The organism is Streptomyces sp. CA-179760 (assembly GCF_050937045.1).
Classification (GTDB): domain Bacteria; phylum Actinomycetota; class Actinomycetes; order Streptomycetales; family Streptomycetaceae; genus Streptomyces.
Window position 1 is genome coordinate 1,341,872 of record NZ_JBNJLZ010000001.1, and the last position, 25,540, is coordinate 1,367,411.

18 protein-coding genes are annotated in these 25,540 nt (G+C 70.8%); 12 read left to right on the forward strand and 6 right to left on the reverse strand.

All coding sequences use genetic code 11. The features are described 5' to 3' along the window. Positions 1-59: 59 nt before the first annotated feature. Positions 60-5,297, reverse strand: coding sequence for a family 43 glycosylhydrolase (locus tag ACQEV8_RS05810; protein ID WP_432957928.1), 5,238 nt, complete (start codon positions 5,295-5,297; stop codon positions 60-62). A 454-nt stretch (positions 5,298-5,751) separates the two neighbouring features. Between ACQEV8_RS05810 and ACQEV8_RS05815 the strand changes: the two genes are divergently transcribed. Both ACQEV8_RS05815 and ACQEV8_RS05820 read left to right on the forward strand, forming a co-directional pair. Beyond that, on the forward strand, positions 5,752-6,096 hold the full coding sequence (locus ACQEV8_RS05815; protein WP_432957930.1) for a hypothetical protein: 345 nt from the start codon (positions 5,752-5,754) through the stop codon (positions 6,094-6,096). A gap of 241 nt (positions 6,097-6,337) precedes the next feature. Beyond that, complete coding sequence (locus ACQEV8_RS05820) at positions 6,338-8,101, forward strand: acyltransferase (protein ID WP_432957932.1); 1,764 nt, start codon at positions 6,338-6,340, stop codon at positions 8,099-8,101. A 94-nt stretch (positions 8,102-8,195) separates the two neighbouring features. Here the strand turns inward: ACQEV8_RS05820 and ACQEV8_RS05825 are convergent, their stop codons facing one another. Continuing rightward, positions 8,196-8,606 carry an MmpS family transport accessory protein gene (locus tag ACQEV8_RS05825; RefSeq protein WP_432957933.1) on the reverse strand — a complete coding sequence of 137 codons (411 nt, stop codon included), beginning with the start codon at positions 8,604-8,606 and terminating at the stop codon, positions 8,196-8,198. A 211-nt stretch (positions 8,607-8,817) separates the two neighbouring features. On the opposite strand from ACQEV8_RS05825, the gene ACQEV8_RS05830 reads away from it, so the two are divergent. After that, on the forward strand, positions 8,818-10,005 hold the full coding sequence (locus tag ACQEV8_RS05830) for a polyamine ABC transporter substrate-binding protein (protein ID WP_432957935.1): 1,188 nt from the start codon (positions 8,818-8,820) through the stop codon (positions 10,003-10,005). Here ACQEV8_RS05830 and ACQEV8_RS05835 read toward each other — a convergent pair. Together ACQEV8_RS05835 and ACQEV8_RS05840 are read right to left on the reverse strand one after the other, a co-directional pair. Then, positions 9,947-10,987, reverse strand: a complete 1,041-nt coding sequence (locus tag ACQEV8_RS05835; protein WP_432957936.1) for a 5'-nucleotidase — start codon at positions 10,985-10,987, stop codon at positions 9,947-9,949. The genes ACQEV8_RS05830 and ACQEV8_RS05835 overlap by 59 nt on opposite strands. A gap of 216 nt (positions 10,988-11,203) precedes the next feature. Next, the gene (locus tag ACQEV8_RS05840) at positions 11,204-13,669 is read right to left on the reverse strand and encodes a SpoIIE family protein phosphatase (protein WP_432957938.1); all 2,466 of its coding nucleotides are present in this window, start codon (positions 13,667-13,669) and stop codon (positions 11,204-11,206) included. A 245-nt stretch (positions 13,670-13,914) separates the two neighbouring features. Here ACQEV8_RS05840 and ACQEV8_RS05845 point away from each other — a divergent pair, with 245 nt between their 5' ends. The 6 genes from ACQEV8_RS05845 to ACQEV8_RS05870 all read left to right on the forward strand — a co-directional run bounded on the left by ACQEV8_RS05845 (position 13,915) and on the right by ACQEV8_RS05870 (position 20,725). Beyond that, on the forward strand, positions 13,915-15,264 hold the full coding sequence (locus ACQEV8_RS05845; RefSeq protein ID WP_432957940.1) for an MFS transporter: 1,350 nt from the start codon (positions 13,915-13,917) through the stop codon (positions 15,262-15,264). Positions 15,265-15,285: 21 nt separating this feature from the next. After that, positions 15,286-15,945, forward strand: a complete 660-nt coding sequence (locus ACQEV8_RS05850) for a response regulator transcription factor (protein ID WP_432957941.1) — start codon at positions 15,286-15,288, stop codon at positions 15,943-15,945. 27 nt (positions 15,946-15,972) lie between these two features. Then, positions 15,973-17,364 carry a sensor histidine kinase gene (locus ACQEV8_RS05855; RefSeq protein WP_432957943.1) on the forward strand — a complete coding sequence of 464 codons (1,392 nt, stop codon included), beginning with the start codon at positions 15,973-15,975 and terminating at the stop codon, positions 17,362-17,364. Beyond that, the gene (locus ACQEV8_RS05860) at positions 17,361-18,365 is read left to right on the forward strand and encodes a TAXI family TRAP transporter solute-binding subunit (protein ID WP_432957944.1); all 1,005 of its coding nucleotides are present in this window, start codon (positions 17,361-17,363) and stop codon (positions 18,363-18,365) included. Before ACQEV8_RS05855 ends, ACQEV8_RS05860 begins: the two co-directional genes overlap by 4 nt. A 101-nt stretch (positions 18,366-18,466) precedes the next feature. After that, positions 18,467-19,411, forward strand: coding sequence for an RNA polymerase sigma-70 factor (locus ACQEV8_RS05865; protein WP_432957946.1), 945 nt, complete (start codon positions 18,467-18,469; stop codon positions 19,409-19,411). A 102-nt stretch (positions 19,412-19,513) separates the two neighbouring features. Further along, entirely contained in the window at positions 19,514-20,725 is a 1,212-nt protein-coding gene (locus tag ACQEV8_RS05870; protein ID WP_432957948.1) for an NAD(P)/FAD-dependent oxidoreductase, read from the forward strand. A gap of 22 nt (positions 20,726-20,747) precedes the next feature. Here the strand turns inward: ACQEV8_RS05870 and ACQEV8_RS05875 are convergent, their stop codons facing one another. Continuing rightward, positions 20,748-21,362, reverse strand: a complete 615-nt coding sequence (locus tag ACQEV8_RS05875; protein WP_432957949.1) for a TetR/AcrR family transcriptional regulator — start codon at positions 21,360-21,362, stop codon at positions 20,748-20,750. A gap of 64 nt (positions 21,363-21,426) precedes the next feature. On the opposite strand from ACQEV8_RS05875, the gene ACQEV8_RS05880 reads away from it, so the two are divergent. Then, on the forward strand, positions 21,427-22,035 hold the full coding sequence (locus ACQEV8_RS05880) for a peroxiredoxin-like family protein (protein WP_432957951.1): 609 nt from the start codon (positions 21,427-21,429) through the stop codon (positions 22,033-22,035). A gap of 34 nt (positions 22,036-22,069) precedes the next feature. Here the strand turns inward: ACQEV8_RS05880 and ACQEV8_RS05885 are convergent, their stop codons facing one another. Beyond that, a complete protein-coding gene (locus ACQEV8_RS05885) occupies positions 22,070-22,696 on the reverse strand; it encodes a glyoxalase (protein WP_432957953.1) in 627 nt (208 codons plus the stop codon). 144 nt (positions 22,697-22,840) lie between these two features. Here ACQEV8_RS05885 and ACQEV8_RS05890 point away from each other — a divergent pair, with 144 nt between their 5' ends. Beyond that, positions 22,841-23,734, forward strand: a complete 894-nt coding sequence (locus ACQEV8_RS05890) for an SDR family oxidoreductase (protein ID WP_432957954.1) — start codon at positions 22,841-22,843, stop codon at positions 23,732-23,734. Positions 23,735-23,943: 209 nt separating this feature from the next. Further along, positions 23,944-25,515, forward strand: coding sequence for an SDR family oxidoreductase (locus tag ACQEV8_RS05895; RefSeq protein WP_432972455.1), 1,572 nt, complete (start codon positions 23,944-23,946; stop codon positions 25,513-25,515). Positions 25,516-25,540 lie beyond the last annotated feature (25 nt).

The window sequence follows — 25,540 nt, forward strand, 5'->3', positions numbered from 1 at the left end:
CAACTCCGCGTCCCGCACCGCGGTGACACACACCTGCCACACGGCTTCCAGCATCCCGCCTAACCGCGCTGGTTCCCGATGGTGACGATGCCCTTCGTCCTGGCGCCGGTCCTGTTGTCGTAGAGGACATCGCCGGTGGACTTCTTCCAGATCTTGATGCGGAAGGTGTCCGGGCCGTCGGTGGCGGTGACTCTGAAGGCGTAGCCGCCCCTGCCGTCCACCGTGCCGGTGCCCTGGTAGACGGCCCGGGAGCCGTTCACCACGAGCCAGTCGGAGCCGGTCGAACGGAAGGTGAGCCGGGCGGGGCCGAAGACGAAGGTGGCCTTGCCTCTGGGGACGGTGGATCCCTTCCGATACTGGGCGCCCAGGGCGAAGGCCGCCTTTCCGGTCAGCCCCGGCCTGGCCGGGTAGGCGCCCGTCGGGGAGGTGATCGTGCCTGCGCCGGCGGCGGGTCCGGCGGCACGGTCGTAGACGATCAGCTCCGCGAGCGTGGTGGTGTCCGTGCCCTTGTCGTCGTCGGTGACCGTGACGACCGGGCGGTGGATGCCCGCGTCGTCGTAGACGTGTGCGGCGCGGCAGCCGGTGCCGGTGACCGTGCCGGTCGTCGGCCGGCCACCGTCCTTCCAGTCGACCGTGCAGGTGTGGCGGTCGGCCGTGCCCGGGTCGTCGAAGGAGGCGGTGACGACGGCGGCCTTGCCCACCGGGAGGGGCGAGCCGGGGCCCTTGGCGGCTGTGATCGCCGGGGCTGCGTTGGCGACCTTGACGGTCGCGGTGTCGGTGCCGCGTCCGCCGGCCAGGGTGACCTGGAAGGTGCCGTCGTCGGTGCAGGTGAGGGTCGTGCGGGCTGCCGCGGGGTCCTTGACGGTGCACGGGGCGCCGTCCTGGACGCTCCACTTGGGGGTTCCCGCCCCGGAGACGGTGCCGGCGAGCGTGATCGGACCGCCCTCGGTGCCCGTGGCGTCCGGACCGGCGTGGACGACGGTGACCGGGTCGATGCCGCCGAGAGTCGGGGCGACCTTCTTGATCAGGCCGTCGGAGTCGAACTCCAGCTTGTCGATGGTTGTTTCTCGGTGGGTGCCGTCGCCACCGGGGATGGCGAAGCGGTGGTAGGCGATGTACCAGTCGTCGGTGTTCGGGACGTGGACGACGGAGTGGTGGCCCGGTCCCTTGATGCCGAGGGAGAGGTCCTTCTCCAGGATCACGCCCTGCTTGGTCCACGGGCCGGTGGGCGAGGGGCCGGTCGCGTAGGCGACGCGGTAGTTCTCGTCCCGGGTGTCGTTCTCCGACCACATGAAGTAGTAGGTGCCCTTGCGCTTGATGACGAAAGTGCCCTCGTTGTAGCCGCTCGGGGTGATGTCCGTGACCTTCGAGGTGTCGATGGAGGTCATGTCGTCGCCCAGCGGGACGACGTAGGCGCGGCCGTTGCCCCAGTAGAGGTACTGCTTGCCGTCGTCGTCGGTGAAGACGGCCGGGTCGATCATCTGGCCGGGGAAGTCACCGGCCTTCAGCAGGGGCTTGCCCAGGGCGTCCTTGAAGGGGCCGGTGGGCGAGTCGGAGACGGCCACGCCGATGTTCGCGTCGGCGCAGAAGTAGAAGTAGTACTTCCCGTCCTTCTCGGTCATCGCCGGCGCCCAGGCCCTGCTGTCCGCCCAGCTGACGTCAGGCCCCAGGTCGAGGATGACGCCGTGGTCCTTCCAGTGGACCAGGTCCGTGGAGGACCAGGCCTTGAACTGTGTGCCGCTCCAGCCCTCGAAGCCGTCGGTCGTCGGGTAGATGTAGAAAGTGTCACCGAAGCGCACGATGTTCGGGTCGGCGTTCAGACCCGGCAGGACCGGGGTCTTCATGATCAGCGCCGAGACTTTCCAGGTGCGCTTCTTGCCGTCCGACCCGGTGACCTCGTACGTCACCGGCTTGGTGAAGTCGCGCACGCTGCCGGAGGCGGGGCTGATCGTCGCGCCCTCGGCCAGCGTGAACTCCGGTGCCAGCGCGGTGAGATCGGTGCCCGCCTTCATCGGCAGGGTGATCGTGCCGCTGCCGTTGTCGATGAGCGCGTCGACCTTGAGTGCCGGGTGCGTCACCTTGGCGATGCCCGCCGTGTTGCCGCTGAGTTCCATGACCTCGGTGCCGGTGAGGGCGCGGTCGTAGACGCGGAAGTCGTCGACCTCGCCGCCGAAGTACGGGTCGGCCGCGTACAGGGAGCGGCCGATGTAGCCGCTGTAGTCCTTGGCCGCGCTGTACAGCTCGGACGGCTTGATGGTGGTCGTGGTGCGGGCCGCCTCGACGCCGTCTGCGTAGAGGACCATCGTGCCGGTGGCGCCGTCCAGCGTCACCGTGACGTGCCGCCACTGACCGGGCGTGAGCTGCGAGCCGGCTGTCAGCTTCGACTCCGCCGACCAACTCGCTTTCGTGATGGCCGAGTAGAGGCTGGAGCCGCCGTTGGACGGAGTGGCGAACAGGTACTTGTCGCTGTCCGGGCCGAGCCCGAACAGCCACTGGAAGCCGCTGCCGCCCTTCCACTTGGCGTACGTCGACACGGTCACGCTGTCGGCGTTCTTCAGCACACCGTTCGGGATCTTCACGTACGGCGAGCTCGACGAGTCACCGGACATCTTGAACGAGCCGCCCTCGACACCGGTGCCGAAGTCGGGCGTGCGGACGTAGGTGCCGTGGTAGCCGTGGCCGCTGGAGTCACGGGCGATGCTGCCGCCCGTCTCGTCGAAGTCGTAGTGCAGCAGCAGATCGGCCGGAACGTCGGATCCCTGCTCCGACACGGTGACCTCGGCCCGCACCGGGATCGCGGCGCCGTTCGGCAGGCTGCCGGTCACCGTGAAGGTGCCGGGCCGCGCGTACGACGACGCCGGCACGTCCGCCCAGTCGACGGAGACGGGCCGCTTGACGCCGTCGGCGTACTCGGCGACGACCGTGGCCGGCAGGACCGGGGCGGAGCCGACCCGGGTCTTCACCGACACGTCCTCGACGCTCTTCACGATCTGGTCGGGCTGGTAGGCGCGCAGCAGCCGGTCGTACTCGGCCTTGGTGACCGGCAGCACGGTGCCGTGGCGGGGCTTTGCGGGCAGGTCGTAGCCGGTGGAGGGGGTCCAGGTGCCGGAGTCGAGGTCGGTCGTCTCGAACGGGATGTAGCCGCGGCCGCCGAACTCGTCGAGGAACGCGTACCACTTCTCCTCGGTGTTGGACTTGAACACCAGTGGTCCCTCGGCGGCGTTCATCGCACCCCTGCCGATGCCCTCGGCGACCGGCGTCCAGGACGGGTTCAGGATCGAGTCGCTCTTCTCCTGGAAGATGAACTTGCTGTTGGGCGTGGAGGAGCTGTTGTTCCGCTCGTCCTTGGACAGCCGGTAGTACGTGCCGTCGTGCCGGATCATCGTGGAGTCGATGACCGAGTAGCCGCGGTCGATCCAGACCTTTGGCTCGCTGAAGGTGTAGAAGTCGCGGGTGGTGGCGTACATCATGCGGTTGTACGTGTCGCCGGAGTGGTCGGCGTTGTCGTACAGCTTCGACGCCCAGAAGACCACGTACTCGCCGCGCTCGGCGTCGTAGAACGCCTCCGGCGCCCAGGTGTTGCCCGCGCTGTCGGGTGAGACCTTGACCAGGCGCTGGTTCGTCCAGTGCACCAGGTCGGTGGACTCCCAGACCATGATGGACTTGCTGCCGGTGCGCTGGGAGGCGTCCCAGTCGCCGTTGCCGTAGATCCTGAGGTCGGTGGCGATCTGGTAGAACTTGTCGCCCTCCGGGGAGCGGATGATGAACGGGTCGCGCAGGCCCTTCTCGCCGAGCGTGGAGGTGAGGACCGGCTTGCCGTCGTTCAGCTCGCGCCAGTGCAGCGGGTCGTCGCCCTTGCTGAGGGCGGCGTAGAGCTGTTCGCCGTCCGAGGTGCCCTCGCCGGTGAAGTAGCTGAACATGTAGCCCTTGAGGGCCGCTTCGGCGGGCTGTTCGGGCACCTTGGCCGTCAGGACGCGGGTGGCCTTCGCCTCGCCCTTGGTGACGGTGGCGGTCAGCTCGACGGTGGTGGCGCCGTCGCCGTGCGCGGGGCGGTGGACCTCGCCATCTGCGGAGACGACGTCGGGCTTCGCGGAGGACCAGGTGACGGCCGTGCCGTACTTGCCGCTCTTGGGCAGGGTGAGGTTGCCGCGGGCGTCGTCGAGGTTGTGGACCGCGAGTGCCTCGGCGGCGTCGCGGGTGGCGGCATCGTCGTCGAGTGCGGGCCGGACCGTGATGTCGAAGGTCCTGGTGCCGGTCACGGTGCCCTTCTTCAGGGTCGCCGTGAGGGTGGCGCGGCCGTCCGGTGAGCCGGCCTCGGGGCGGGTCACCTTGCCGGTGTCGGACACCACGGACGGGTTGTCGCTGTCCCAGCTGATGGCGGAGCCGCCGGCCGGACCGGTCTTCGGCAGGTCCAGGTCGGCGGTGACGCCGCTGGTGTCGCCGAGGCTCAGGGCCTGCTTGTCGTCGGCGACGCCCTGTGTGGCGACGGGGAGGGAGAGCTGCTCGACCTCCGAGCCGGCCAAGGCCCGGTCGTACACACGGAAGTCGCGTATCCGGCCCTTGAAGAGCTTGTCGCCGTCGTAGACGGACTTGCCGATGTAGTTGGCCTTGGTGGTGCCGGAGCCGATGGCGCCGGGCGTGGTGGTGACCGAGGTGTTGCGGCCGACCTCGACGCCGTCCTCGTAGAGCACGCCCGTGGAGCCGGTCTGGGCGTAGGTGAGGTGCTTCCACACGCCGCGTGTCAGGTTGTGGGAGTCGGACGGCTTGGTGGTCTGCTCGGTCGACCAGTTGCCCGTCGCGACGGAGGTGCGGAGGGAGTTCCCGGTGGTGAACAGGTAGCCGTTGCCGCTGCCCGCGCTGGTGTTGCCGAAGCCGTAGAGGAAGTAGGGCGTGCTCTGGGCGGAGTCGATCAGTACGTCCATGGAGACGGTGATCGCGTCCATGCCCTTCATGACGTCGTCCGGGACCTTGATGTAGGTGTCCGACCCGTTGAAGGCGAGCCCCTGACCGGATGCCGACCAGTCGGCGGTGCCGCTGATTGTGCCGCTGCGGCCGTTGCCGGAGGCGTCGGTCACGGTTCCGCCGGAGCCCGCGTCGAGCTTGTACCACAGGGCCAGGCCGTCGGTGATGTCCGCGGCTTCTGCCGCCGGTGCCGCGGGCGCCGCCGGTGCCGCCTGTGCGGAAGCGGTGGGTCCGGCGAGGGTGAACAGCATCGACGCGGCGGTCAGTCCGGCGAGATGGCCCGCCAGGCGTCTCGCGCGGCTGCGAAGTCGTGCGCATCGTGCGACGTGCGTCATGTCGAGGTTCCCTGCTGAGGCATGGCTGATTGCGGGCAAGGCGGAACGCGGAACGAGGTGCCGACCGGGCGACGGCAATCTCTTGCCGTGGGCCTGCCGTTACACGCAGGTGACGTGTGTTGCGAGAGTCTCAGTCGACGCCCAGGGCAGCGTCAATAGGTTTCGAACAATGTCCGACAGGTCGAACAGATCCGACCGGGTCGCGGTGGTCGGCCCTCTCCTCGTCAGCCCACGCCCTTGCGACGGTCGCAGCGCCCACAGAGGAGTCGCAGGTTCTCCGCGGGTCCGGATCCCAACCTCGTCGGCCGCCCCGGACACCACCCGGACACCGCAGGTCAGCGGCCCGCGGCTGTCTCGGACGCCCCCGGACACCCGCACACCTTGTCCCGCCGGCCGGCCCCACCTCACGCTCGTGCCACCGACTTCTCGTGCCACCGACTTGAGGAGGAAGATCATGCGAATCCGACGCATGCTCGCACTCGCGGCAGCCACCGCCGCACTCACCACCGGTCTCGCGGCCACGCCCGCGGCAGCCGGCGACAACCCCGGCAGCGGCGAGGTCTCAGCCGCGGCGTGGACCCCCACGACCACACTGAGCGCTGCCCCGATCAGGAAGTGCTACGCGGCCACGTGCGACGTGGTCGCACGGACGAACGCAGGCGACACGGTGTACTGGAGCCACAACGCGTACAACACCCACAACAACCTCTGGTACTACGTCGAGTACACGTTCGGCAACGGCCATCCCAAGACCGTCCACGGCTGGATCTACTGCGGCAACGTCACCGCTCCCTGCTGAGCGTGGGTCGAACCGACCGTGACGGGGCCCGAGCCGTGTGACTCCGCCGGCGATTCCGCGAGCGGGCGCCTTACCGGACTGCCCGCCCGCGGTGCCGGAGAGCGAAACGGCGTCGGGTGTGGCCCCGGGAGAAGGTCCGACCCGAACCGTCGCCGGACACCTCGCCCTGCGCACAGCGGGGTTTTCGTCATCGACGGGTCGGAGAACATGACCTTGCAGAACCCGAAGGGACACGAACCCCATGACGGACTCGAACGCCGCCGCCCCGCCCGCCCTGTTCGACTACTCGCCCTGGCACTACTGGGAACGGGCCACCGCCGACGACCGCGCCCGGCAGCACCACTTCCAGCAGACACTGTGCGAGGCGGGCGACGAGTACAGCATCGGCGAGGACTGCTACGTCTCACCGCTGGCCGCGGTCCAGAACGAGCGCCTCCGGCTCGGCCCCCGCAGTTACATCGCGGCCGGCGCCTACCTGACCGGCACCCTGCGCGCGGGACGGGACTGCACCGTCAATCCCTACGCCGTGGTCCGCGGCACCATCGAACTCGGCGACGGTGTACGCATCGGCGCCCACACCTCCCTGCTCGCCTTCAATCACGGTTTCGAGGACCCCGACACCGAGGTGTTCCGGCAGCCGATGTCCTCCCAGGGCATCCGGATCGGCGACGACGTATGGATCGGCTCCCACGTCGTAGTGCTCGACGGGATCACCGTCGCCGACGGTGCCGTGATCGGAGCGGGCAGCGTGGTGACCAAGGACGTCCCGGCCAGGGCCGTAGTCGCCGGCAACCCCGCCCGCCTCCTGCGTCGACGCGGAGCACCTCCCACAGAACCCCACGGGACACCGACGGACCTGGCCGGCCGGCTCGCCGCGTTCGCGGACACCGCCCGCGCCCAGGCCGAGGACGTCATCGCCCGTTGCTTCGTGCCCGGACCCGACGGTGGCGGGCTCTTCGTCGACGCACCCGGCGGTCCGCCCACCGTGCGCGCCCAGTGCGACGCCGTGGAGATCGCCGACCTGCTCCTCGGACGCGCCCCGCTGCCGCTGTCCGCGGACGAGCAGATCGCACGACTGCGCTCCTGGCAGGACCCCCACACCGGCATCGTCGGCGCGCTCGACGAGGACGGACGCCAACGCCCTGTCGGCGCCCTCCCCTTCAGCGAGGAGACCGGTTACCACTTCCTGTGCGTGGGCTACGCCCTCGACCTGCTGGGCAGCGAGTTCGCGCATCCCCTGAAGGGCGTCGCCGCGCTGACCGCGGGTGACGTCGTCGAGCACTTGGAGGCTCTGCCCTGGCAGGAGAACCCCTGGTACAGCGGCGACTGGGCCGACACCCTGGGCACCGCCCTCATGTGGAACCGCGGCAAGGGAGTCCGCGGACAGCCCGGCGCGCTCGACGCCCTCCTCGGATGGCTGCTCAGCCACGCCGACCCGCACACCGGCCTGTGGGGCACACCCAGTGCCGCAGACGGTCTGATGCCGGTCGTCAACGGCTTCTACCGCGCCAGCCGCGGCACGTTCGCCCAGTACGGACTGCCCGTGCCCTACCCCGAGCAGACCATCGACTCCGTGCTCCGGCACGCCCGCGATGCCCGCTACACCCGCCGGGACAGGCAGACCGCCTGCAACATCCTGGACATCGCCCATCCACTGTGGCTGACCCGCGCCACCGGCCACCGCGCCGACGACGTCGTCACCCTGGCACGGCAACTGCTCGCCGACGCGCTCCAGCACTGGGTGGACGGTGAAGGATTCGCCTTCCGCGCCCCGCACCCCACCACCATGGGCGAGCGACAGACCCGCCCCGGCTTGCAGGGCACCGAGATGTGGCTCGCCATCGTCTGGTACCTCGCCGACCTGGCCGGCGTCTCCGACGCACTCGGCTACCGGCCGCGCGGCGTCCACCGGCCCGAACCAGTGCCGGTCAGCGCCCACGGGCACACCCATGCCGAGTGCCGTCTGTCGCAGCGCCGCCGCGTAGGTCGCGCGTCACCTTCCTGACATTCGGGGACCGGATCGCATGACCCCTCGCGGCACGGCCGGTTGAAGCTGGGGCGGGACCTCCTGCCGGGGTCCCGCCGAAGCCTTTGCAGGGTTACCCCGTGACCGGGGACTCCGCGGTGCAACCGCCGGCGGTCACCAGGCCCTTGGCGCTCTGCTCCTCGATCACCTTGCCCTTGTAAGTGATCTTGCAGGCGACCTGGGCACCTTCGGGGTCCGCCGCGACCGGCATGACCGCCGCCGGCATGATGCCGCGCAGCTCGACCGTCTTCTTCCAGGGCAGCTCGGGCCCGGACACCGACTCGATCTTCGGATCCGTGGCCTTGCCACCGCCGCCGTGGAACTCGATCGAGTCGACGTTCTTCCCCGTCACCTCGTAGGTGACTTCGTACGTCTCGTCCACGGCCTTGTCGACCTGGTCGACCGCCTCGGAACACGAACTGAGGCCGAGCGCGAGGCCGATGACGGCGACGGAACAGACGGCAGCGCGGATGGTGCGGTGCATGGAGATCCCCCCCGGATCGTGATGGTCGAGTCCGCAGCCAACCGCAAAGGGAAAGCAAAGTCAACTGCCATGCGGACCAATGAATTCGCAGGTCAAGGGACTGCCGCAAGCGACAGCGGTGCCCACCCCTCGACAAGGTGTCCGGGCGCAGGCCGGGCTTCCGGACGGGGTGTCAATTGTCCGGCCCCGAAGGGCGCGGCATGCTGCCCGAATGCCCCTGAAGACGATCCCTCCGCTCTCCCGGCGCGGCCTGCTGCGTGCGCTCGGTTCCGGTGCGGTGCTCGGCGGACTGGCCGGGTGCGGTGTGCCGGCCGCGTATGTACGGCCCGGTGACCGGGCCGCTGCCGATCTGTCCGCTACCGATCGGCGGCTGATCTGGGCGAACTGGCCGCTGTACATCGACACGGACGACGAGAATCAGGCGCGGCGGCCGACGCTGGAGGACTTCGAGAAGCGCACTGGCGTATCGGTGGACTACGTCGAGGAGATCAACGACAACGACGAGTTCTTCGGCAAGGTCAGCCCCGCACTGATGAACCATCAGTCCACCGGCCGCGATCTGATCGTCGTCAGTGACTGGATGTGCGCGCGGTTCGTGCGCCTCGGCTGGGTGCAGGAGATGGACCGGGCGCGGCAGCCCAACGTGACCAGGTACCTGGACCCGCAGTTGCGTTCGCCGGCCTTCGATCCCGGCCGTAGGTGCACGGTGCCGTGGCAGTCCGGGATCACCGGGATCGCGTACAACCGGCGCAGGACCGGCCGGGAGATACGGCAGGTCTCCGACCTGTGGGCGAGCGACCTGAAGGGCCGGGTCACGCTGCTGTCCGGCCTGGACGAGGCGTTCGCGCTGCTGATGCAGGGCAACGGAGTCGACATCACCGGGTGGACGGCCGACGACTTCCACACGGTCTGCGATCAGGTGGAGGAGCAGGTGAGCCGGGGACAGATCCGCCGCTTCACCGGCAACGACTACATCAAGGATCTGTCGAGCGGGGATGTGCTGGCCTGTCAGGCCTACTCGGGTGATGTGATCCAGCTCCAGGCGGACGACCCGGACATCGAGTTCGTCGTCCCCGAAGGAGGAGCCGAGCTGTGGGCCGAGTCGCTGATGATCCCCAACCTCGCCCGGCACAAGACGAATGCCGAGCGGCTGATCGACTACTACTACGACCCCGAGGTCGCCGCCGAACTCGCCGCCTGGGTCAACTACGTCTGCCCGGTCCCGGCCGCCCAGGAGATCCTCGCCTCCGCCAAGGACGAGGAGACTGCGACCCTGGCCGAGAACCCGCTGGTCTTTCCTGACGCGGAGCTGCGCGGCAGGCTCGCCGTCGCACGTGACATCACCTCGGTGGAGCGGGTGGAGTTCGGGAAGCGGTGGAACGGGATCGCGGGGCTGTAGGGCCTGACTGAGCCCTCCTCCCAGGTACCTGATCAGACCTCTCGGCCCCCTCCCCTTGATTGACTACCCCGAAGGGAATGTGGACGCTCGGCGTTGTCCCGGAAGTCCCCCTGAGGTGGATCTCCTGGTCGTCGAAGAAGATATGGGGGCGCAGTACATCCATGATCGAACTCTTGTCGATGCCACCGAGGAAGAAGGCGTCATTGACCGTTACTCCCCACTTGTTCAAACTCAGTATCGCGCGCTCATGCGCCGGTGCACTGCGGGCCGTGATGATGGATACATGGACGCGGATCGCGTAATTTTCGTCCTCCCCGCGGCATTCTTCCTCCCTTCGCTGCACTTTGTTGATTTCACGCAGGAAGTCGCGGAGCGGGCCCGCGTCGTGAGGGGTGGCGACGTTCATGGTCTCGTGGGCACGGAATCCTTCCATGCCGCCCTGCTGGAAGACACGCTCCGATTCATCGCCGGCGAGAACGCCGTCGAAGTCGAAGGCGATCCGCAGGTCCCTGTCCTCCGGGTCGTCGGCAACGACGGACCCGAGGACCCGCCCGGCAGGTAGCCCGGCGGCCACTGCTTCCCGTACGTCGCTCTCATCCGCGGACAGGAAGAGGGACATGTGCAGGGCGCGCATGAACTTGTACGGCGCCCGGCCCTGCATGAATATGGCACGGCTGATGGGCAGGCCGTGCGATTCTATGGACCGCATGACTCGAAGTCCCGTGTCAGGGTCGTTGCGGGAAAGGATGATCACCTCGACCAGCGGATCGCCTTCCGGGTTCAAGTCGTTCAGCGACAAGATGCGGCGAATGAAAGGGAAAGCGACACCTGGCTGGAGTGTGTTGCCGAGATTGGCCCGCTGATATACACGATATCCTTTCTCACCTTCCTGCCGGAACACGCCATCGGATTCTTCGAGGTCGAAGAGGGCGCTTGACGCTATCCCGATGACCAGCCGGTTCTCGAGACTGTAAGGCGGCATGGTGGTTCCCCCTGGTGAGAATTACGGTGAGCCGGGCGCCGTCCAGAGCTCGACGATGACCATGGCTCGGACGGAGGCTTGAACGTCCACACCGACACGGAATCCGAATCCCATGCCCGCCCCCTTTTTCCCGGGGGCACAGTGTGGCATTGACAGACGCTGCGGGAGAGCCCGCGCGACTCCGCCCCTGGGAAGTTCGCCCCCGCCACAGCCGGATCACGTCCTGGCCGGCCCCGCGTCGCCGGTCGACAGGGCCTGTTCCGCCCAGATGATCTTCCCGCGGCGGGCGTGGCGGGTGCCCCACCTCCGGCTGAGCTGGGCGACCAGGAGCAGGCCGCGGCCGCCTTCGTCGTAGGTGAGGGCGCGGCGCAGATGCGGTGCGGTGCTGCTGGTGTCGGACACCTCGCAGATCAGGTTGCGGTCCAGGATCAGGCGCAGTTCGATGGGCGGCTCGGCGTAGCGGATGGCGTTGGTGATCAGTTCGCTGACCACGAGTTCGGTGACGAACGCGTCCTCCTCCAGGTTCCACTCCTGCAACTGCCGGGTGACGCTGCGCCGGATCCGGGCCACCTCGGAGGGTTCCGGGGAAACGTCCCAGGTGGCCACATGGCCCGAGTCCAGGGCCTTGGTCCGGGCCAGCAGCAGCGCCACGTCGTCCTCCGCGCGGTCCGGGAGCAGGGCCTGCAGCACGTCGTCGCAGGTGCTCTCCAGCGAGGAACCCGCTCGGGCCAGCGTCTTGAGCAGGTCGTCGACTCCCTGGTCGATGTCGCGCCCGCGCGCCTCGACGAGACCGTCGGTGTACAGGGCGAGCAGGCTGCCTTCGGGCAGTTCGATCTCGGTCGACTCGAACGGCAGGCCTCCCAGCCCCAGGGGCGGCCCGGCGGGAAGATCGAGCAGAAACGGTTCGCTGCCGGGGATGAGCAGCGCCGGCGCCGGGTGGCCCGCGCGTGCCACGCAGCAGCGCCGGCTGACCGGGTCGTAGACGGCGTAGAGACAGGTGGCTCCGATGTCGGCGGCGGCGCTGCCGGGTGCGTCGTCCTCGCCCTCGGCCGAGAGCCGGTCCACCAGATCGTCCAGGTGTGTCATGAGCTCGTCGGGCGGGAGGTCGACGTCCGCCAGGGTGCGCACGGTCGCGCGCAGCCGCCCCATGGAGGCCGAGGCCTGGATCCCGTGCCCTACGACGTCGCCGACGACGAGGCCCACCCGGGCGCCGGAGAGCGGGATGACGTCGAACCAGTCGCCGCCCACACCGGCCTGCGCGCTGGCCGGCAGATAGCGCGAGGCGGTCTCGACCGCGGGCTGCCGGGGATGTCCCTGCGGCAGCAGGCTGCTCTGCAGGGTCAGCGAGGTGGTGCGCTCCCGGGTGAAGCGGCGGGCGTTGTCGATGCTCAGCGCGGCCCGGGCGGTGATCTCCTGTCCCAGGAGCAGGTCGTCCTCCGTGAAGGGTTCCGGATTCCGGTGCCGGGTGAAGGTGGCCACGCCGAGCGTGATGCCGCGGGCCCGCATCGGCACCGCCAGGACCGAGTGGAAGCCGAAGCGTCGCACCCGTTCCGCCCGGTCCGGCGCCTGGCTCTCCCACTTGGCCACCGCGGCCGGGGTCACCTCGTGGATCAGGGGTTGTCCCGAAGCGAGGACCTCGGCCGCCGGTGACACGTTCGGGTAGACCGCGACCGTGCCCAGCGGCACCACGGCTTCGGGGCAGCCCGGCAGCACCGACTGGTTGGCGACCCGGCGCAGCATGACCGGACTGGGCAGGGTCATGGCGCGCAGTTCCTGGTCGTCCTCGATGTCGGGGAGCAGGTCCACCGTGACGAAGTCCGCCAGTTGCCCGACGGCGACGTCGGCCATTTCCTGAGCGGTCTGGGTCAGGTCGAGGGTGGTGCCGATGCGGACCCCGGCCTCGGCGACCAGGGCGAGGCGCTGCCGGGCCAGGTGCTCCTCGGTCATGTTGTGGGCGGACAGGAGGACACCCCGGACCATGCCGTCGGGGTCGTGCACCGGTGCCAGGGTGACCGACCACAGACTCTCCCGCGGATCGCCGGACAGTTGCAGGGCGGCTCGCAGGTGCTGTCGTTCGCCGGTCGCAAGGACCCGCCGCATCGAGTCCTCGGTGCGGCGGCTCTCCGCGTCGAGGACGATCTCCGACACCCGTAGCCCGCGCATCTCGGCTTCGGTCAGACCCATCACGCGTTCCATGTCCGCGTTGGCCCGCAGCAGCCGCAGCTCCGTGTCGTAGAGCGCCGTGGTGCACGGGGACTGGGTGAGTGACCACCCGAGCAGACCGTCCTCCTCGGGTTCCGTACGGGAACGGGCGACCGGAGAGACCAGAAGCCACTCGGGGCCGCGGCCGTCGCCGGAGGGGTCCCGCTCTCGGCGGTGGGCCAGCAGGCTCACCCGGACGAGGCGGCCGTCCTTGTGGCGGAGGTCCACCGAGCCGTTCCACCGGCGTAGTCCCGCGATGATGGACCGCAGCGTGCCGGTGGGCGGCTCGTCGGCGAGCAGCACGGCCGCGGAAAGGCCCGTGACCTCCGGCTCCTCGTACCCCAGCAGCCGCCGCGCGCCTTCGCTCCACCCGGTCAGCCTGCCGTGGGCGTCCACGACCGCCGTGGCCGTTGCCGCCTCGCCGTCGGACCTCACCGGCTCCGCAACCGGTTCGCCCCCGGTGGTTCCCGGTTGCGTCATCGCGCCATCCTGCCCAAAGCAGCACCGGACCCTGATCGTTATACACGGTATTGATTGCAAACCAGGATAATTGAGTATTCATCCGTGGTCACCAGCTGAGCGGATCTCCGCATTAACCGTCGCCGTGCCGATCATGTCGCTCGGGGAAGCCCTAAGGGACTGTAAGGACTTGGCTCCCGGCGTTGAACTGCCCTGTTCGGGCCGTCGACTCTGTGTGCTTCCGGGCCGCAGACAAGGGAGTTCCGATGGCCACACAGACCACAGCCGAGCGTGCGCGCAAGCCGCGTCGCGACGAACGCAGGGTCGTCAGCAACATCATGCGCGGATCGATCGGCAATCTGATCGAGTGGTACGACTGGTACGCGTACACCGCGTTCAGCGTCTATTTCGCGTCCGTCTTCTTCCCTTCCGGCGACCAGACCGCGCAGCTGCTGAACACCGCCGCGGTGTTCGCCGTCGGCTTCCTGATGCGGCCGATCGGCGGGTGGGTCCTGGGCCGCTACGCCGACCGCCGGGGCCGCCGCGCGGCGCTGACGCTGTCGGTGACACTGATGGCGGCCGGTTCGCTGATCGTCGCGCTGACCCCGTCGTACGGCTCTATCGGGGTGGCCGCGCCGGTCCTCCTGGTCACCGCGCGGCTGCTGCAGGGGCTCTCGGTGGGAGGTGAGTACTCGACCTCCGCCACCTATATGTCCGAGGTGGCCACCCCCGGCCGCCGCGGCTACTACTCCAGCTTCCAGTACGTCACCCTCATCGCCGGGCAGCTGACCGCGCTCGGCCTGCAGATCGTGCTGCAGCAGGTGCTCAGCCCCGGGCAGATGGATTCCTGGGGCTGGCGGATCGCGTTCGTCGTCGGTGCCGCGGGGGCGGTGATCGTGCTGTGGCTGCGGCGCGGCATGGACGAGTCCGAGAGCTTCGAGCGCGCCGCGTCGGAGGACGAGAAGGAGCAGGACGGCCCGGCCCGCGGCAGCCTGCGGCTGCTGCTTTCATACCCGCGCCAGTGCCTGGTCGTGGTGGGCCTGACCATGGGCGGCACGTTGTTCTTCTACACGTACACGACGTACCTGCAGAAGTTCATGGTCAACACCAGCGGCATCGAGAAGCCTACGGCTGCCTGGATCAACTTCTTCGCGCTGCTCGTGTTCGTGCTGCTCCAGCCGGTCATGGGGCTGCTCTCCGACCGGGTGGGGCGGCGTCCCCTGCTGATCGCGTTCGGGGTACTGGGCACCGTGGTGGTGGTGCCCTCGCTCACTCTGCTGTCGCACACAAGCGACCCCGTGTACGCGTTCCTGCTCATGGTCGGGCCGCTGACCGTCAGCTCCCTGTACACATCGATCAGCGCGGTGGTGAAGGCGGAGCTGTTCCCGACCTCGATCCGGGCGCTCGGCGTCGGCCTGCCGTACGCGCTGACCGTGGCCGTCTTCGGCGGCACCGCCGAGTACATCGCCCTGTGGTTCAAGAAGGCCGGACACGAGAACTGGTACTTCTACTACGTGACCGCCTGTGTCCTGATCTCGCTGCTCGTCTACATTCGGATGCGCGAGACCTCCGACGCGTCGCCGCTGGACGAGGACGTGTCCCGGTCTCGCGACTGACGAGGCGGGAAGGAGGCGACCGTGCGGGTGCTGCTGGCCGAGGACGACGACGGTGTGGCGGGCGCGCTGACCGAGGCCCTGTACGACAACGGCCACGAGCCGGCCAGGGTCAGGCGCGGCGAGGACGTCCTCGCCCGCCACCGGCAGGCGGACCTGCTGCTGCTCGACCTCGGCCTGCCCGACCTGGACGGTCTGGAGGTGCTGCGCAAGCTGCGCGCGGTCAGCCCCCTGCCGGTGGTGGTGCTCACCGCGCGGGGCGACGAACGGTCGGTGGTGCGCGGCCTGCGGCTGGGCGCCGACGACTACCTGGTCAAGCCGGTCCGGCTGGCCGAGCTGCTGGCCCGTATCGAGGCCGTCACCCGCCGCGCCACGACACCCGCCGCACCGGCGTCGCGCACCGTCCGCGTCGCCGACGTCGAGGTCGACCTCGACGCGCGCCGGGTGACGGTCGGCGGCGCGGAGGTGCGGCTGACCACCAAGGAGTTCGAGGTCCTCGCCGCGCTGGCGGCCCGGGCCGGCACGGCGGTCAGCCGCCAGCAGCTGATGGACGAGGTGTGGGGCGACGCCTTCCTCGCCGTGTCCCGCTCGCTCGACGTGCACCTCACCCAGGTGCGGGCCAAGCTCGGCCGCCCCGAGGTGCTGACCACCATCCGCGGCTTCGGCTACCGCTTCGGCGACTGAGCCGGGTCTCTCACGGCAGGCCTGTTCATGCGCACCCGCGTCCTCACCGTGGTCCTGGCCTTCGTGGTCCTCGCCGTGGCCGGATTCGCCGTCCCGCTGCTGGCCGTCACCTCGGCGCAGCGCACCCAGCAGCTCGTCTCGGCGCGCACCGCCGACCTCGACCGGTTCGCCGGGCTGGCCGAGCAGGCCGCCGAGAGCGACGACACCGGCGCGCTCATCGCCGACGTACGCCGCTACACCGAGCTGTACGGCGAGGCCGTCGTGGTCGTGGACGCCCGCCGCGCCCCGGTGGTGCAGACGGGCGGCCTGCGCGCCGCCGACCCGGCCGTCGCCCGGCTCGTCGACGCGGCGCTGCGCAACCAGCCCGTCTCCCCCGGCGGGACGCTGCGGCCCTGGTCCCGGGCCGACCGGCTGCTCGCCCGTCCCGTGGGCACCGGCACCAGGGTGTCCGGCGCCGTGGTGCTGCGCGCCTCGGTGCGGGTCGCGGCGGACGACATCGCCCTGCGCTGGGCGCTGGTCCTGGCCGGCGCCGGGCTGTTGGCCGTGGCCTGTGTGCTGCTCGCCCGCCGGGCCACGCAGTGGGTCGTACGGCCGCTGCACCGTCTGGACCGCGCGGTCGGCACCCTGGCCGCCGGGCTGCCGCCCGAGCACGCGCGGGCCGGCGGCCCGCCGGAGCTGCGCCAGCTGGCCACCGGCTTCAACCGCATGGCCGACGGGGTCACCACCGCGCTGGAACAGCAGCGCCGGCTCGTCGCCGACACCTCGCACCAGCTGCGCAACCCCCTGGCCGCCCTGCGGCTGCGCATCGACTCGCTCCAGCCGCATCTGCGCACCTCCGCCACCCGCACCTACACGGGGGTGACGGCCGAACTCGAACGCATGGAGCATCTCCTCGACGATCTGCTCACCCTGGCGAACGCCGAGCACCGCGCGGGCGAACTGGCCGTCACGGACGTACACGAGTCGTGCTGCGACGCGACGGCGGTCGCCGCGGCCCAGGCCCGGTTGTGGCAGCCGGTGGCCGAACAGGCCGGAGTCCGCTTGGAGTTCGTCACCGGCCCCGCCGTCCTCATGGCCTGTCCGGAGGGAGAGCTGGCCCAGGTGGCCGGCATCCTCCTCGACAACGCGATCAAGTACGCGGGGAGCGGCGCGCGTGTGGAGACACGCTGCCTCACCGAGGGCCCGGACGCGGTGCTCGAGGTACGGGACGACGGGCCGGGCCTCGCGACCGCCGAACTCCCCCGGGCGGGCACCCGTTTCTGGCGCTCGGAACGGCACCGTGAGGTACGCGGCAGCGGCCTCGGGCTGGCGATCGCCGAGCGGCTGGTGGCCGGTCACGCCGGACGCGTCGAATTCACGGCGGCCGAACCGCACGGCCTGCGCGTTTGGGTCGTGCTCCCGAAGGGGCGCACCGTATGACCGGCCCCGGCCACGCCACGACCCGCCGCACCGCCCTGCGCGCCGCGCTCGGCGCGGCGGGCACCGGACTGCTCGCAGGCTCGGCGGCGGCCGACACGCGCCGCGCGGACAACGGCCCGCAGGGAGAGCTGCGGATCGCGACCGGCGAGACCGACGGCTTCTACGCCGCTTTCGGCCGACTGCTCGCCGCCCAGGTCGCGGCCGTCTACCCGCGACTGTCCTGCGAGGTGGTCAACAGCGAGGGCAGCGTGGACAACGTACGGCTGCTCCGGGCCCGACGGGCCGATGTGGCGCCGGCCCTGTCGGACATCGCGTGGGCGGCGTACGGCGGGACCGCCCCCTTCGGCCGCCGCGTCCCGCTGCGCGCGATCGGCCGGGTCTACGAGAACTACGTCCAGCTGGCCGTGCGCTCGGACGCGCCGATCCGCACGGTGACCGACCTGGCCGGCCGTACCGTCTCGCTGGGCGCGGCCGCGTCCGGCGGGGCGGTGCTCGGCGACCGGCTGCTGCGTGTCGCGGGCCTGATCCCCGGCACCGACGTACGGGTCCGGCATCTGCTGATGCCGGAGGCTGCGCGCGCGATGCGGGCCGGAACGATCGACGCCCTGCTGGTCGCCGGGGGCGTTCCGCTCCCCGTGTTGTCCGGGCTCGACACGCACCCCGGTATCCGCCTGCTGCCCCTGTCCGGCCTGCTGCCCAGGCTGCGGGCAGGCCTGGGCCCGGCGGGGTCGGGTCTGGAAGCGGTGTCGGTGCCGGCCGGGGCCTACCGGAAGACCCCCGAGGTCCCGACCATCGGCGTCGCCAACCTCCTGCTCTGCCGGCCCGACCTCCCTGCCCCCGTCGCCGCCGCTCTCACCCACGTCCTGGTCCGCCGCGCCACCCGCCTGGTCCCGGCCCCGGCCCTCGGCACACAGTTCCTCGACGCCCGCAGCCTGATCTCCACGGGCGCCGTCCCACTGCATCCGGGGGCGGTCGCCGCGTATCGCGAACTGCACGGCTGAGGGCCTGTCCGCAAAGTCCTGTCGTCAGCCCGGAGGGCGGGCCTGGCGACGCCGCCCCGGTCCCGTCCCTCAGCGGCCACGCGCGGGCTAAGATCCCGGTCATGGCCCTGACCATGAACGACGTGGACCGGTTCGAAGCTGCCAGGCCCCGCCTGGAGGCCATCGCCTACCGTCTCCTCGGTTCCGCGAGCGAGGCCGAGGACGCCGTGCAGGAGACCTTCCTGCGCTGGCAGGCCGCGGACATCGACCGCGTCGAGGTCCCCGAGGCCTGGCTGACGAAGGCGCTCACCAACCTGTGCCTCAACCAGCTCACCTCGGCCCGCGCTCGGCGCGAGACCTACGTGGGCCAGTGGCTCCCCGAGCCGGTGCTCGCCGGGGACCCCATGCTCGGCCCGGCCGACACCGCCGAGCAGCGCGAATCGGTCTCGTACGCGGTCCTCGCCCTGCTGGAGCGCCTCTCACCCAACGAGCGGGCGGTGTACGTCCTGCGGGAGGCGTTCGGCTACCCGCACCGGGAGATCGCCGGGATCCTCGACATCACCGAGGCCGCCGGCCAGCAGATCTTCCACCGTGCCAAGAAGCACGTCGCGGACGGCAGGGCCCGCACCGAGGTCGACGAGGCCGCCGCCCGGCGGGTCGTCGACGAGTTCCTCGCGGCCGCCACCAGCGGCCGGACCGAGCCGCTCGTGCGGCTGCTCACCCAGGACGCCATCGCGGTCGGCGACGGCGGCGGGAAGGTCCCGGCCCGTGCCAGGGCGTTCGAGGGTGCCCTCGCGGTCGCGAAGTTCATGCGGGGTCTGTTCAAGCCCGGCAAGGCCAAGCGCGACCTGGTCGGCGGATCGCCCGACGTCTACGCCACGACCGCCAACGGCGACCCGGCCCTCGTGGTCGTCCTCGACGGGCGGGTCATCGGCGTGATGTGCCTGGAGATCACCGCTGAGGGCATCGCCGCGTTCCGCAACCAGGTCAACCCCGACAAGCTCGAACGCGCGACCAGGCAGTGGGCGGCCACCGACCACGGCGATCCCCTGCTCAAGGTCTTCTGACACCGCCGACGGTGATGTGACGTGCTTCACACCGCGTTCCTGTCAGGAATCGGCGGGCCGCCCGGTTCAAGGGGCGAATCCCGCTCGAGACAGGAGCCCGAAATGCAGCACCGCATCGTCGTCCTCGGAGCCGGCTACACCGGAGCCATCGCCGCCGGCCGCCTCGCCAGGCGGCTGCACCGTGAAGACGTCGCCATCACCCTCGTCAACGCCGAGCCCGACTTCGTCGAGCGGGTCCGGATGCATCAGCTCGCGGCGGGCCAGGATCTCAGGCCCCGGCCCTTCGGTGAGATGTTCGCGGGTACCGGTGTCGAGCTGAAGCTCGCGAAGGTCACCGGCGTCGACGTCGACCGCGGGACCGTCGCCGTCGTCGACGAGAGCCGCCCCGGGGAACCGGAGACCGAGGAGCTGGAGTACGACACCCTCGTGTACGCGCTGGGCAGCGGCTGGAACGACCAGGGCGTCCCCGGCGTCGCCGAGCACGCCCACCAGATCGCCGGCCGCCCCGGGGCACTGCGGTTGCGCGAGCGCCTGGCCCGCCTGGATGCCGGAGAGCCGGTGGTGGTGGTAGGCGGTGGCCTCACCGGCCTGGAGGCCGCGACCGAGATCGCCGAGGCCCGCCCGGACCTCGACGTCGCCCTCGCCGCGCGCGGCGAACTCGGCGACTGGCTCTCGCCCAAGGGCCGCCGGCACCTGCGGAAGGTCTGCGGCAAGCTCGGCATCACGGTCCACGAGAACTCCTCCGTCACCGGCGTCGAGGCCGACCGCGTCATCACCGCCGACGGCGAGACGATCCCCGCCGCCGCCACCGTGTGGACCACCGGCTTCGCCGTCCACCCGCTCGCGCGGGCCACCACCCTGGACGTCACCGACACCGGCCAGATCCTGGTCGACGGAACGATGCGCTCGGTCTCGCACCCGGACGTGTACGCCATCGGCGACGCGGCCCTGGCCATGGGCCCCTGCGACAAGCCGCTGCGGATGTCCTGCGCCTCCGGCACCCCCATGGCATGGCAGGCCGCCGACGCCATCGCGGCCCGTCTGACCGGCGGGAAGCTCCCCACCGTCCCGCTGCGCTACTTCAACCAGTGCATCTCGCTGGGCCGCAAGGAAGGCCTGATCCAGTACGTCACCGCCGACGACCGCGCCGTCCGGGCTGCCCTGACGGGCCGGCTCGCCGCCGTCTACAAGGAACTGATCTGCAAGGGCGCGGCCTGGGCCGTCGCCAACCCGCTGCTCGGCCTGCCGACCCGCCGCCGCCGCGTCGTACCGCAGCCGGCCCGGACGGCCTCGCCGGTCAGGACAGCGGCCTGACGCGCACGGCAGCCCGACGGCCTCATGCCCCGAGGCCGTCGAGCAGCACGGCGAGCCCTCCCAGGAACCCCTGGTCCGCGCTGATGTTCCGGGCGTCTCGCGCGGTTTCGGTCATGTGGGGGAACTCGTCGGGCGGCAGCTCGGTGATGGCTGTCGTCCCCGGTCCGGACAGGGGCCCGAGGTGTTCCAGCTGGATCGCTCCGATGATGTAGCCGAGCAGGCCGCGCAGGGCGACGACCCGACGGTCGCCCTCGATCCCAGCCTCGGTGAGGATGGCGGTCACGGTCTCCGACCAGCGAAGTCCGCCGAGGGAGCGGTGCCGGTGGGTGATGGTCAGGGGGACGACCGCCGGATGGGCGCCCACGGCGCCGCGCAGGCGCCGCGCCATGACCTCGATCCGCTCGCGCCATGACGCGTCGGGATCCGGCGGCTCGGTGTCCACGGCGCTCAGTACGAGCTCGACGACGAGCCGTTCGAGCTCCTCGCGGTCGCGCACATACCGGTAGAGCCCCATGGTGCTCATGCCGAGCTCCTGGGCGACGGCGCGCATCGACAGCCCGGCGAGCCCGTGGCGGTCGATGACGGCGAGGGCGGCCGAGGCGAGCTGATCAGACGTGAGGGAACGGGGACGAGGCATGACGGTTGACAGCGTACGGCATACGCCTACGCTGGTAGGCGTATGCCGTACGCCAACAGAGGGAATGTCGATGCGCCTGTCCCGTAGTCCGGTGAAGCCTGGGTCCACCGTGAACGCACGCACGCTCACCGCTGTCGCCGGCGACGAGGTCGCCGTTCCCGACCCCGACCGGCTGGTCCATCTCCAGTTGCGGCGGTTCGCCGGCTGCCCGGTCTGCAACCTGCACCTGCGGTCGGTGACACGGCGGCACGGGGAGATCGAGGCCGCCGGTGTACGCGAGGTCGTGGTCTTCCACTCGCCCGCCGAGGAACTGTCGCCGCACACGACCGACCTGCCGTTCGCCGTCGTCGCCGATCCCACCAGGAGGCTGTACAGGGAGTTCGGTGTGGAGCGGTCGCCCCGCGCCCTGCTCAGCCCGCGAGCCTGGGGACCTATCGTCCGCGCGGTCCTCAGCGGCGTACGGGAGGTTGCCCGCGGGCGGGAGCACCTGCCCTCGACCAGCCCGCACGGCGGCCGGCTCGGCCTGCCCGCCGACTTCCTCATCGCACCCGGCGGGCGCGTCCTCGCCGCCAAGTACGGCGAGCACGTCTACGACCAGTGGTTGGTCGACGAACTGCTGGAACTGGCGGCCCGCACCCCGCGCACACCCCGTACGAATCCCGCGGCCCGGTGACCGAGGGCCGCGGACCACCCGGACGGCACCAGGTTCACAGCGAGGCGTTCTCCGACGCCGTCGCCCAGGCGAATCCGTCCGGGTCGGTGAAGGTCCCGGCGTCGCTGTCGACCGTGAGGCGGTGCGAGCCGGTGCCGTCGGGTGAGATGCCGACGAGCTTGGCCAGGCCCCCGCGCTTGTAGAGCGCCAGCTTGACCGGACCCGGCCCGGTGGCGAACTCGACGTACTTGCCGCCGAAGCTCTTCGCCACGGCGAGGCCGTGATCGACGTAGAACCGCTTGCTGGCCTTCACGTCCTCCACGCCGAGCAGGAGCACGATCTCGTCGATCTGCCGGGAGGCCGGGCCGGTGTTCTTCTTCGACGACGAGACCACCTGCCAGAGCGTCCCATCGGGGGCCTGTACGACGCCCCCGTAGCCCCAGAGCGACTTGGCGGCGGGTTTCAGGGTCTCGGCACCGGCGTTCACGGCGGCGTCGACGAGAGCGTCGACGTCGGCCGGCTGGGACATCACGAGCGACAGCGTGAACCCGCGGAAGCCGGAGGTCGGTGCCTGCGAGGCCCGCAGGCGTACCTGTCCGCCCAGGCCGAAGGCGGTGGTGCAGAAGCGTTCGGCGGCGGCGGGGTCGGACGCCTCGAGGGTGACGGATGCGATGGAAGTCATGCCGTCGACGCTAGAGCGGCTTCGGAACACACGCTTCTCGAATCCTGACCGGAACGGCGACCGGGCCGCGATGCCCGGCGTGCCGACGGCCCGGTCCGCGCCTAACGTGGGCCTGGCCAGCGCCGCCGCGGAGAGGAACGTCCCATGCCGGTCGCCCGGAGTCCCCTGCACGGCCGGACCGCCGTGGTGACCGGTGCGGCGCGCGGCCTCGGGGAGGCGATGGCCCGGGAGCTGTGCCGCCGGGGGGCGCGGGTGGCGCTGCTCGGCCGTGAGGAGCGGACGCTGGCCCGGGTGCGGGACGGGCTTCGGGGTGTGTCCGAGTGCTGGGAGGTCGATGTCACGGACGAGCGCGGGATGGCTCGCGCCGCCGACGGGATCCGTGCGCGGTTCGGGCCGCCCTCGGTGGTGATCGCCAACGCGGGGGTAGCCGAGGGCGGGCCGTTCGCCGAGGCCGATCTCGACGTCTGGCGCCGGGTCGTCGAGGTGAACCTCGTCGGCAGTGCCGTCACCGCGCGAACGTTCCTGGCGGACCTCCTGGAGACGCGGGGCTACTTCCTCCAGGTCGCGTCGCTCGCGTCCATCGGGGCCGCGCCGATGATGAGCGCCTACTGCGCGTCGAAGGCCGGGGTCGAGTCGTTCGCCCACGCGCTGCAGGCGGAGGTCGCCCATCAGCACGTGGGTGTGGGCATCGCGTACATCAACTGGACGGACACGGACATGGTCCGCGACGCCGACGCGCACCCGGTGCTGCGGGAACTGCGCGGCCACATGCCGGCGCCGGCGCGCAAGGTGTACCCCGTGTCGTATGTCGCCGGCCGGCTGGTCACGGCGGTCGAACGGCGCCGGCCGTCGGTCTACATGCCCCGCTGGCTGCGGTACACCCAGCTGGTGCGGGCGGCGATGCCGCCGGTCGTCACGCGGCTGTCGCGCCGTGAACTGCCGCGTCTCGCCGCCCGCGAGCCGTTCACGGCCACGGGGCTGCTCGGCGCCGGTGGCCGGGCCGACCAGGCGGCCGGCGCCGACGCTCCGCCCGGCTGAACGCCGGCTCGGCGGCGTCGTGCGTCCGTCGGCATCGTCGGGCATCCGTCGGCGGCGTCGTGCATCCGTCGGCCGCGACGAGTCCGAAGTGGTCGCGTGAGAGCGAATGCGGCCGGTCGCCCCGCCGCGACAGGCGCGGTCCCGCCGGTGCGGCCATGATCGAGGGAACGAGGCCGCACCGCCGGAGCGCATGCGTGGAGGAGCCGATCGTGGAGACGGACGGACAACGGGACGCACAGCCACCGCATTGTCTGGTGACCGGGGCGTCCGGGTACATCGGCGGGCGTCTGGTGCCGGAACTGCTCCAGGCCGGCTACCGGGTCCGGTGCCTGGCCCGCTCCCCCGGCAAGCTTCGCGATCACCCCTGGGCGGGGCACGCCGAGACGGTCCGGGGCGATGTCACGGACGCCGATTCGGTCGCCGCCGCGATGCGCGGTGTCGACGTCGCGTACTACCTGGTGCACGCCCTGGGCACCGGTCCGGGCTTCGAGGACACCGACCGGAGGGCGGCCCGGGTCTTCGCCGAGCAGGCGCGCGCCGCCGGTGTGCGGCGGATCGTGTACCTCGGCGGGCTCACACCCGAGGGCGTTCCCGAGAAGTCCCTCTCTCCGCATCTGCGGTCCAGGGCCGAGGTGGGACGCGTCTTCCTGGACGCGCCGGTGCCGGCCACCGTGTTGCGGGCGGCGGTCGTCATCGGGTCGGGTTCGGCGTCCTTCGAGATGCTGCGCTATCTGACCGAGCGGCTGCCGGTCATGGTCACACCCAGTTGGGTGCACACCCGGACTCAGCCGATCGGCGTGCGGGACGTGCTGCGGTACCTGGTCGGTTCGGCCTCGATGCCGGATGACGTCGACCGTGCGTTCGACATCGGCGGGCCGGATGTCCTCACCTACCGGGACATGATGGACCGGTACGCCAAGGTGGCCGGGCTGCGGCGCAGGCTCATCGTTCCGGTGCCGGTGCTCACCCCGAGGCTGTCCAGCCACTGGGTCGGCCTGGTCACCCCGGTGCCCGCCGCCCTCGCCCGGCCGCTGACGGAGTCGCTGCGCCACGAGGTCGTGTGCCGCGAGCACGACATCGCCCGGTACGTGCCCGACCTTCCGGGCCGGCCGCTGCCGTTCGACGCGGCGCTGGCACTGGCGCTGCGCAAGGTGCGGGAGGCGCAGGTCGTCACCCGCTGGTCGTCCGCCGCCGTGCCCGGGGCGCCCAGCGATCCGCTGCCCACCGACCCGGACTGGGCGGGCGGCAGCCTCTACGAGGACGAGCGGCACCTCCCGGTGGACGCGTCCCGGGAATCGCTGTGGAAGGTGATCGAGGGCATCGGCGGCGACAACGGCTGGTACTCCTTCCCGCTCGCCTGGACGGTCCGCGGCTGGCTGGACCGCTTCGTCGGCGGTGTCGGTCTGCGCCGCGGACGACGTGACGCCGAGCGCCTGCGGGCCGGCGACTCACTGGACTTCTGGCGGGTCGAGGAGATCGAGCCGGGCCGCCTGCTGCGACTGCGGGCCGAGATGCGCCTGCCCGGCCTGGCGTGGCTGGAGATGTACGCGGAGACGGACGACGCGGGCCGTACGCGCTACCGGCAGCGCGCCCTCTTCCATCCCCGGGGTCTGCTGGGTCACGCCTACTGGTGGTCCCTCGCCCCGTTTCACGCCGTCGTCTTCGGCGGCATGGCCCGCAACATCACCCAGGCCGCCGCCAAGGGCATGAGCGCGCGCCGGGCGGGTCCGCGTCCCGGCCGCATCCGGATCACGCGCCGCGACCGAAAAGTCAGGCAGTAGAGATCCACATCGCGATCCACATCGC

Bases quoted from the DNA above. Each gene is read 5' to 3' on its own strand.
- ACQEV8_RS05810 (WP_432957928.1), bottom strand. From the start codon at position 5,297: ATGACGCACGTCGCACGATGCGCACGACTTCGCAGCCGCGCGAGACGC.
- ACQEV8_RS05815 (WP_432957930.1), top strand. From the start codon at position 5,752: ATGCGAATCCGACGCATGCTCGCACTCGCGGCAGCCACCGCCGCACTC.
- ACQEV8_RS05820 (WP_432957932.1), top strand. From the start codon at position 6,338: ATGACGGACTCGAACGCCGCCGCCCCGCCCGCCCTGTTCGACTACTCG.
- ACQEV8_RS05825 (WP_432957933.1), bottom strand. From the start codon at position 8,606: ATGCACCGCACCATCCGCGCTGCCGTCTGTTCCGTCGCCGTCATCGGC.
- ACQEV8_RS05830 (WP_432957935.1), top strand. From the start codon at position 8,818: ATGCCCCTGAAGACGATCCCTCCGCTCTCCCGGCGCGGCCTGCTGCGT.
- ACQEV8_RS05835 (WP_432957936.1), bottom strand. From the start codon at position 10,987: ATGCCGCCTTACAGTCTCGAGAACCGGCTGGTCATCGGGATAGCGTCA.
- ACQEV8_RS05840 (WP_432957938.1), bottom strand. From the start codon at position 13,669: ATGACGCAACCGGGAACCACCGGGGGCGAACCGGTTGCGGAGCCGGTG.
- ACQEV8_RS05845 (WP_432957940.1), top strand. From the start codon at position 13,915: ATGGCCACACAGACCACAGCCGAGCGTGCGCGCAAGCCGCGTCGCGAC.
- ACQEV8_RS05855 (WP_432957943.1), top strand. From the start codon at position 15,973: ATGCGCACCCGCGTCCTCACCGTGGTCCTGGCCTTCGTGGTCCTCGCC.
- ACQEV8_RS05860 (WP_432957944.1), top strand. From the start codon at position 17,361: ATGACCGGCCCCGGCCACGCCACGACCCGCCGCACCGCCCTGCGCGCC.
- ACQEV8_RS05865 (WP_432957946.1), top strand. From the start codon at position 18,467: ATGGCCCTGACCATGAACGACGTGGACCGGTTCGAAGCTGCCAGGCCC.
- ACQEV8_RS05870 (WP_432957948.1), top strand. From the start codon at position 19,514: ATGCAGCACCGCATCGTCGTCCTCGGAGCCGGCTACACCGGAGCCATC.
- ACQEV8_RS05875 (WP_432957949.1), bottom strand. From the start codon at position 21,362: ATGCCTCGTCCCCGTTCCCTCACGTCTGATCAGCTCGCCTCGGCCGCC.
- ACQEV8_RS05880 (WP_432957951.1), top strand. From the start codon at position 21,427: ATGTCGATGCGCCTGTCCCGTAGTCCGGTGAAGCCTGGGTCCACCGTG.
- ACQEV8_RS05885 (WP_432957953.1), bottom strand. From the start codon at position 22,696: ATGACTTCCATCGCATCCGTCACCCTCGAGGCGTCCGACCCCGCCGCC.
- ACQEV8_RS05890 (WP_432957954.1), top strand. From the start codon at position 22,841: ATGCCGGTCGCCCGGAGTCCCCTGCACGGCCGGACCGCCGTGGTGACC.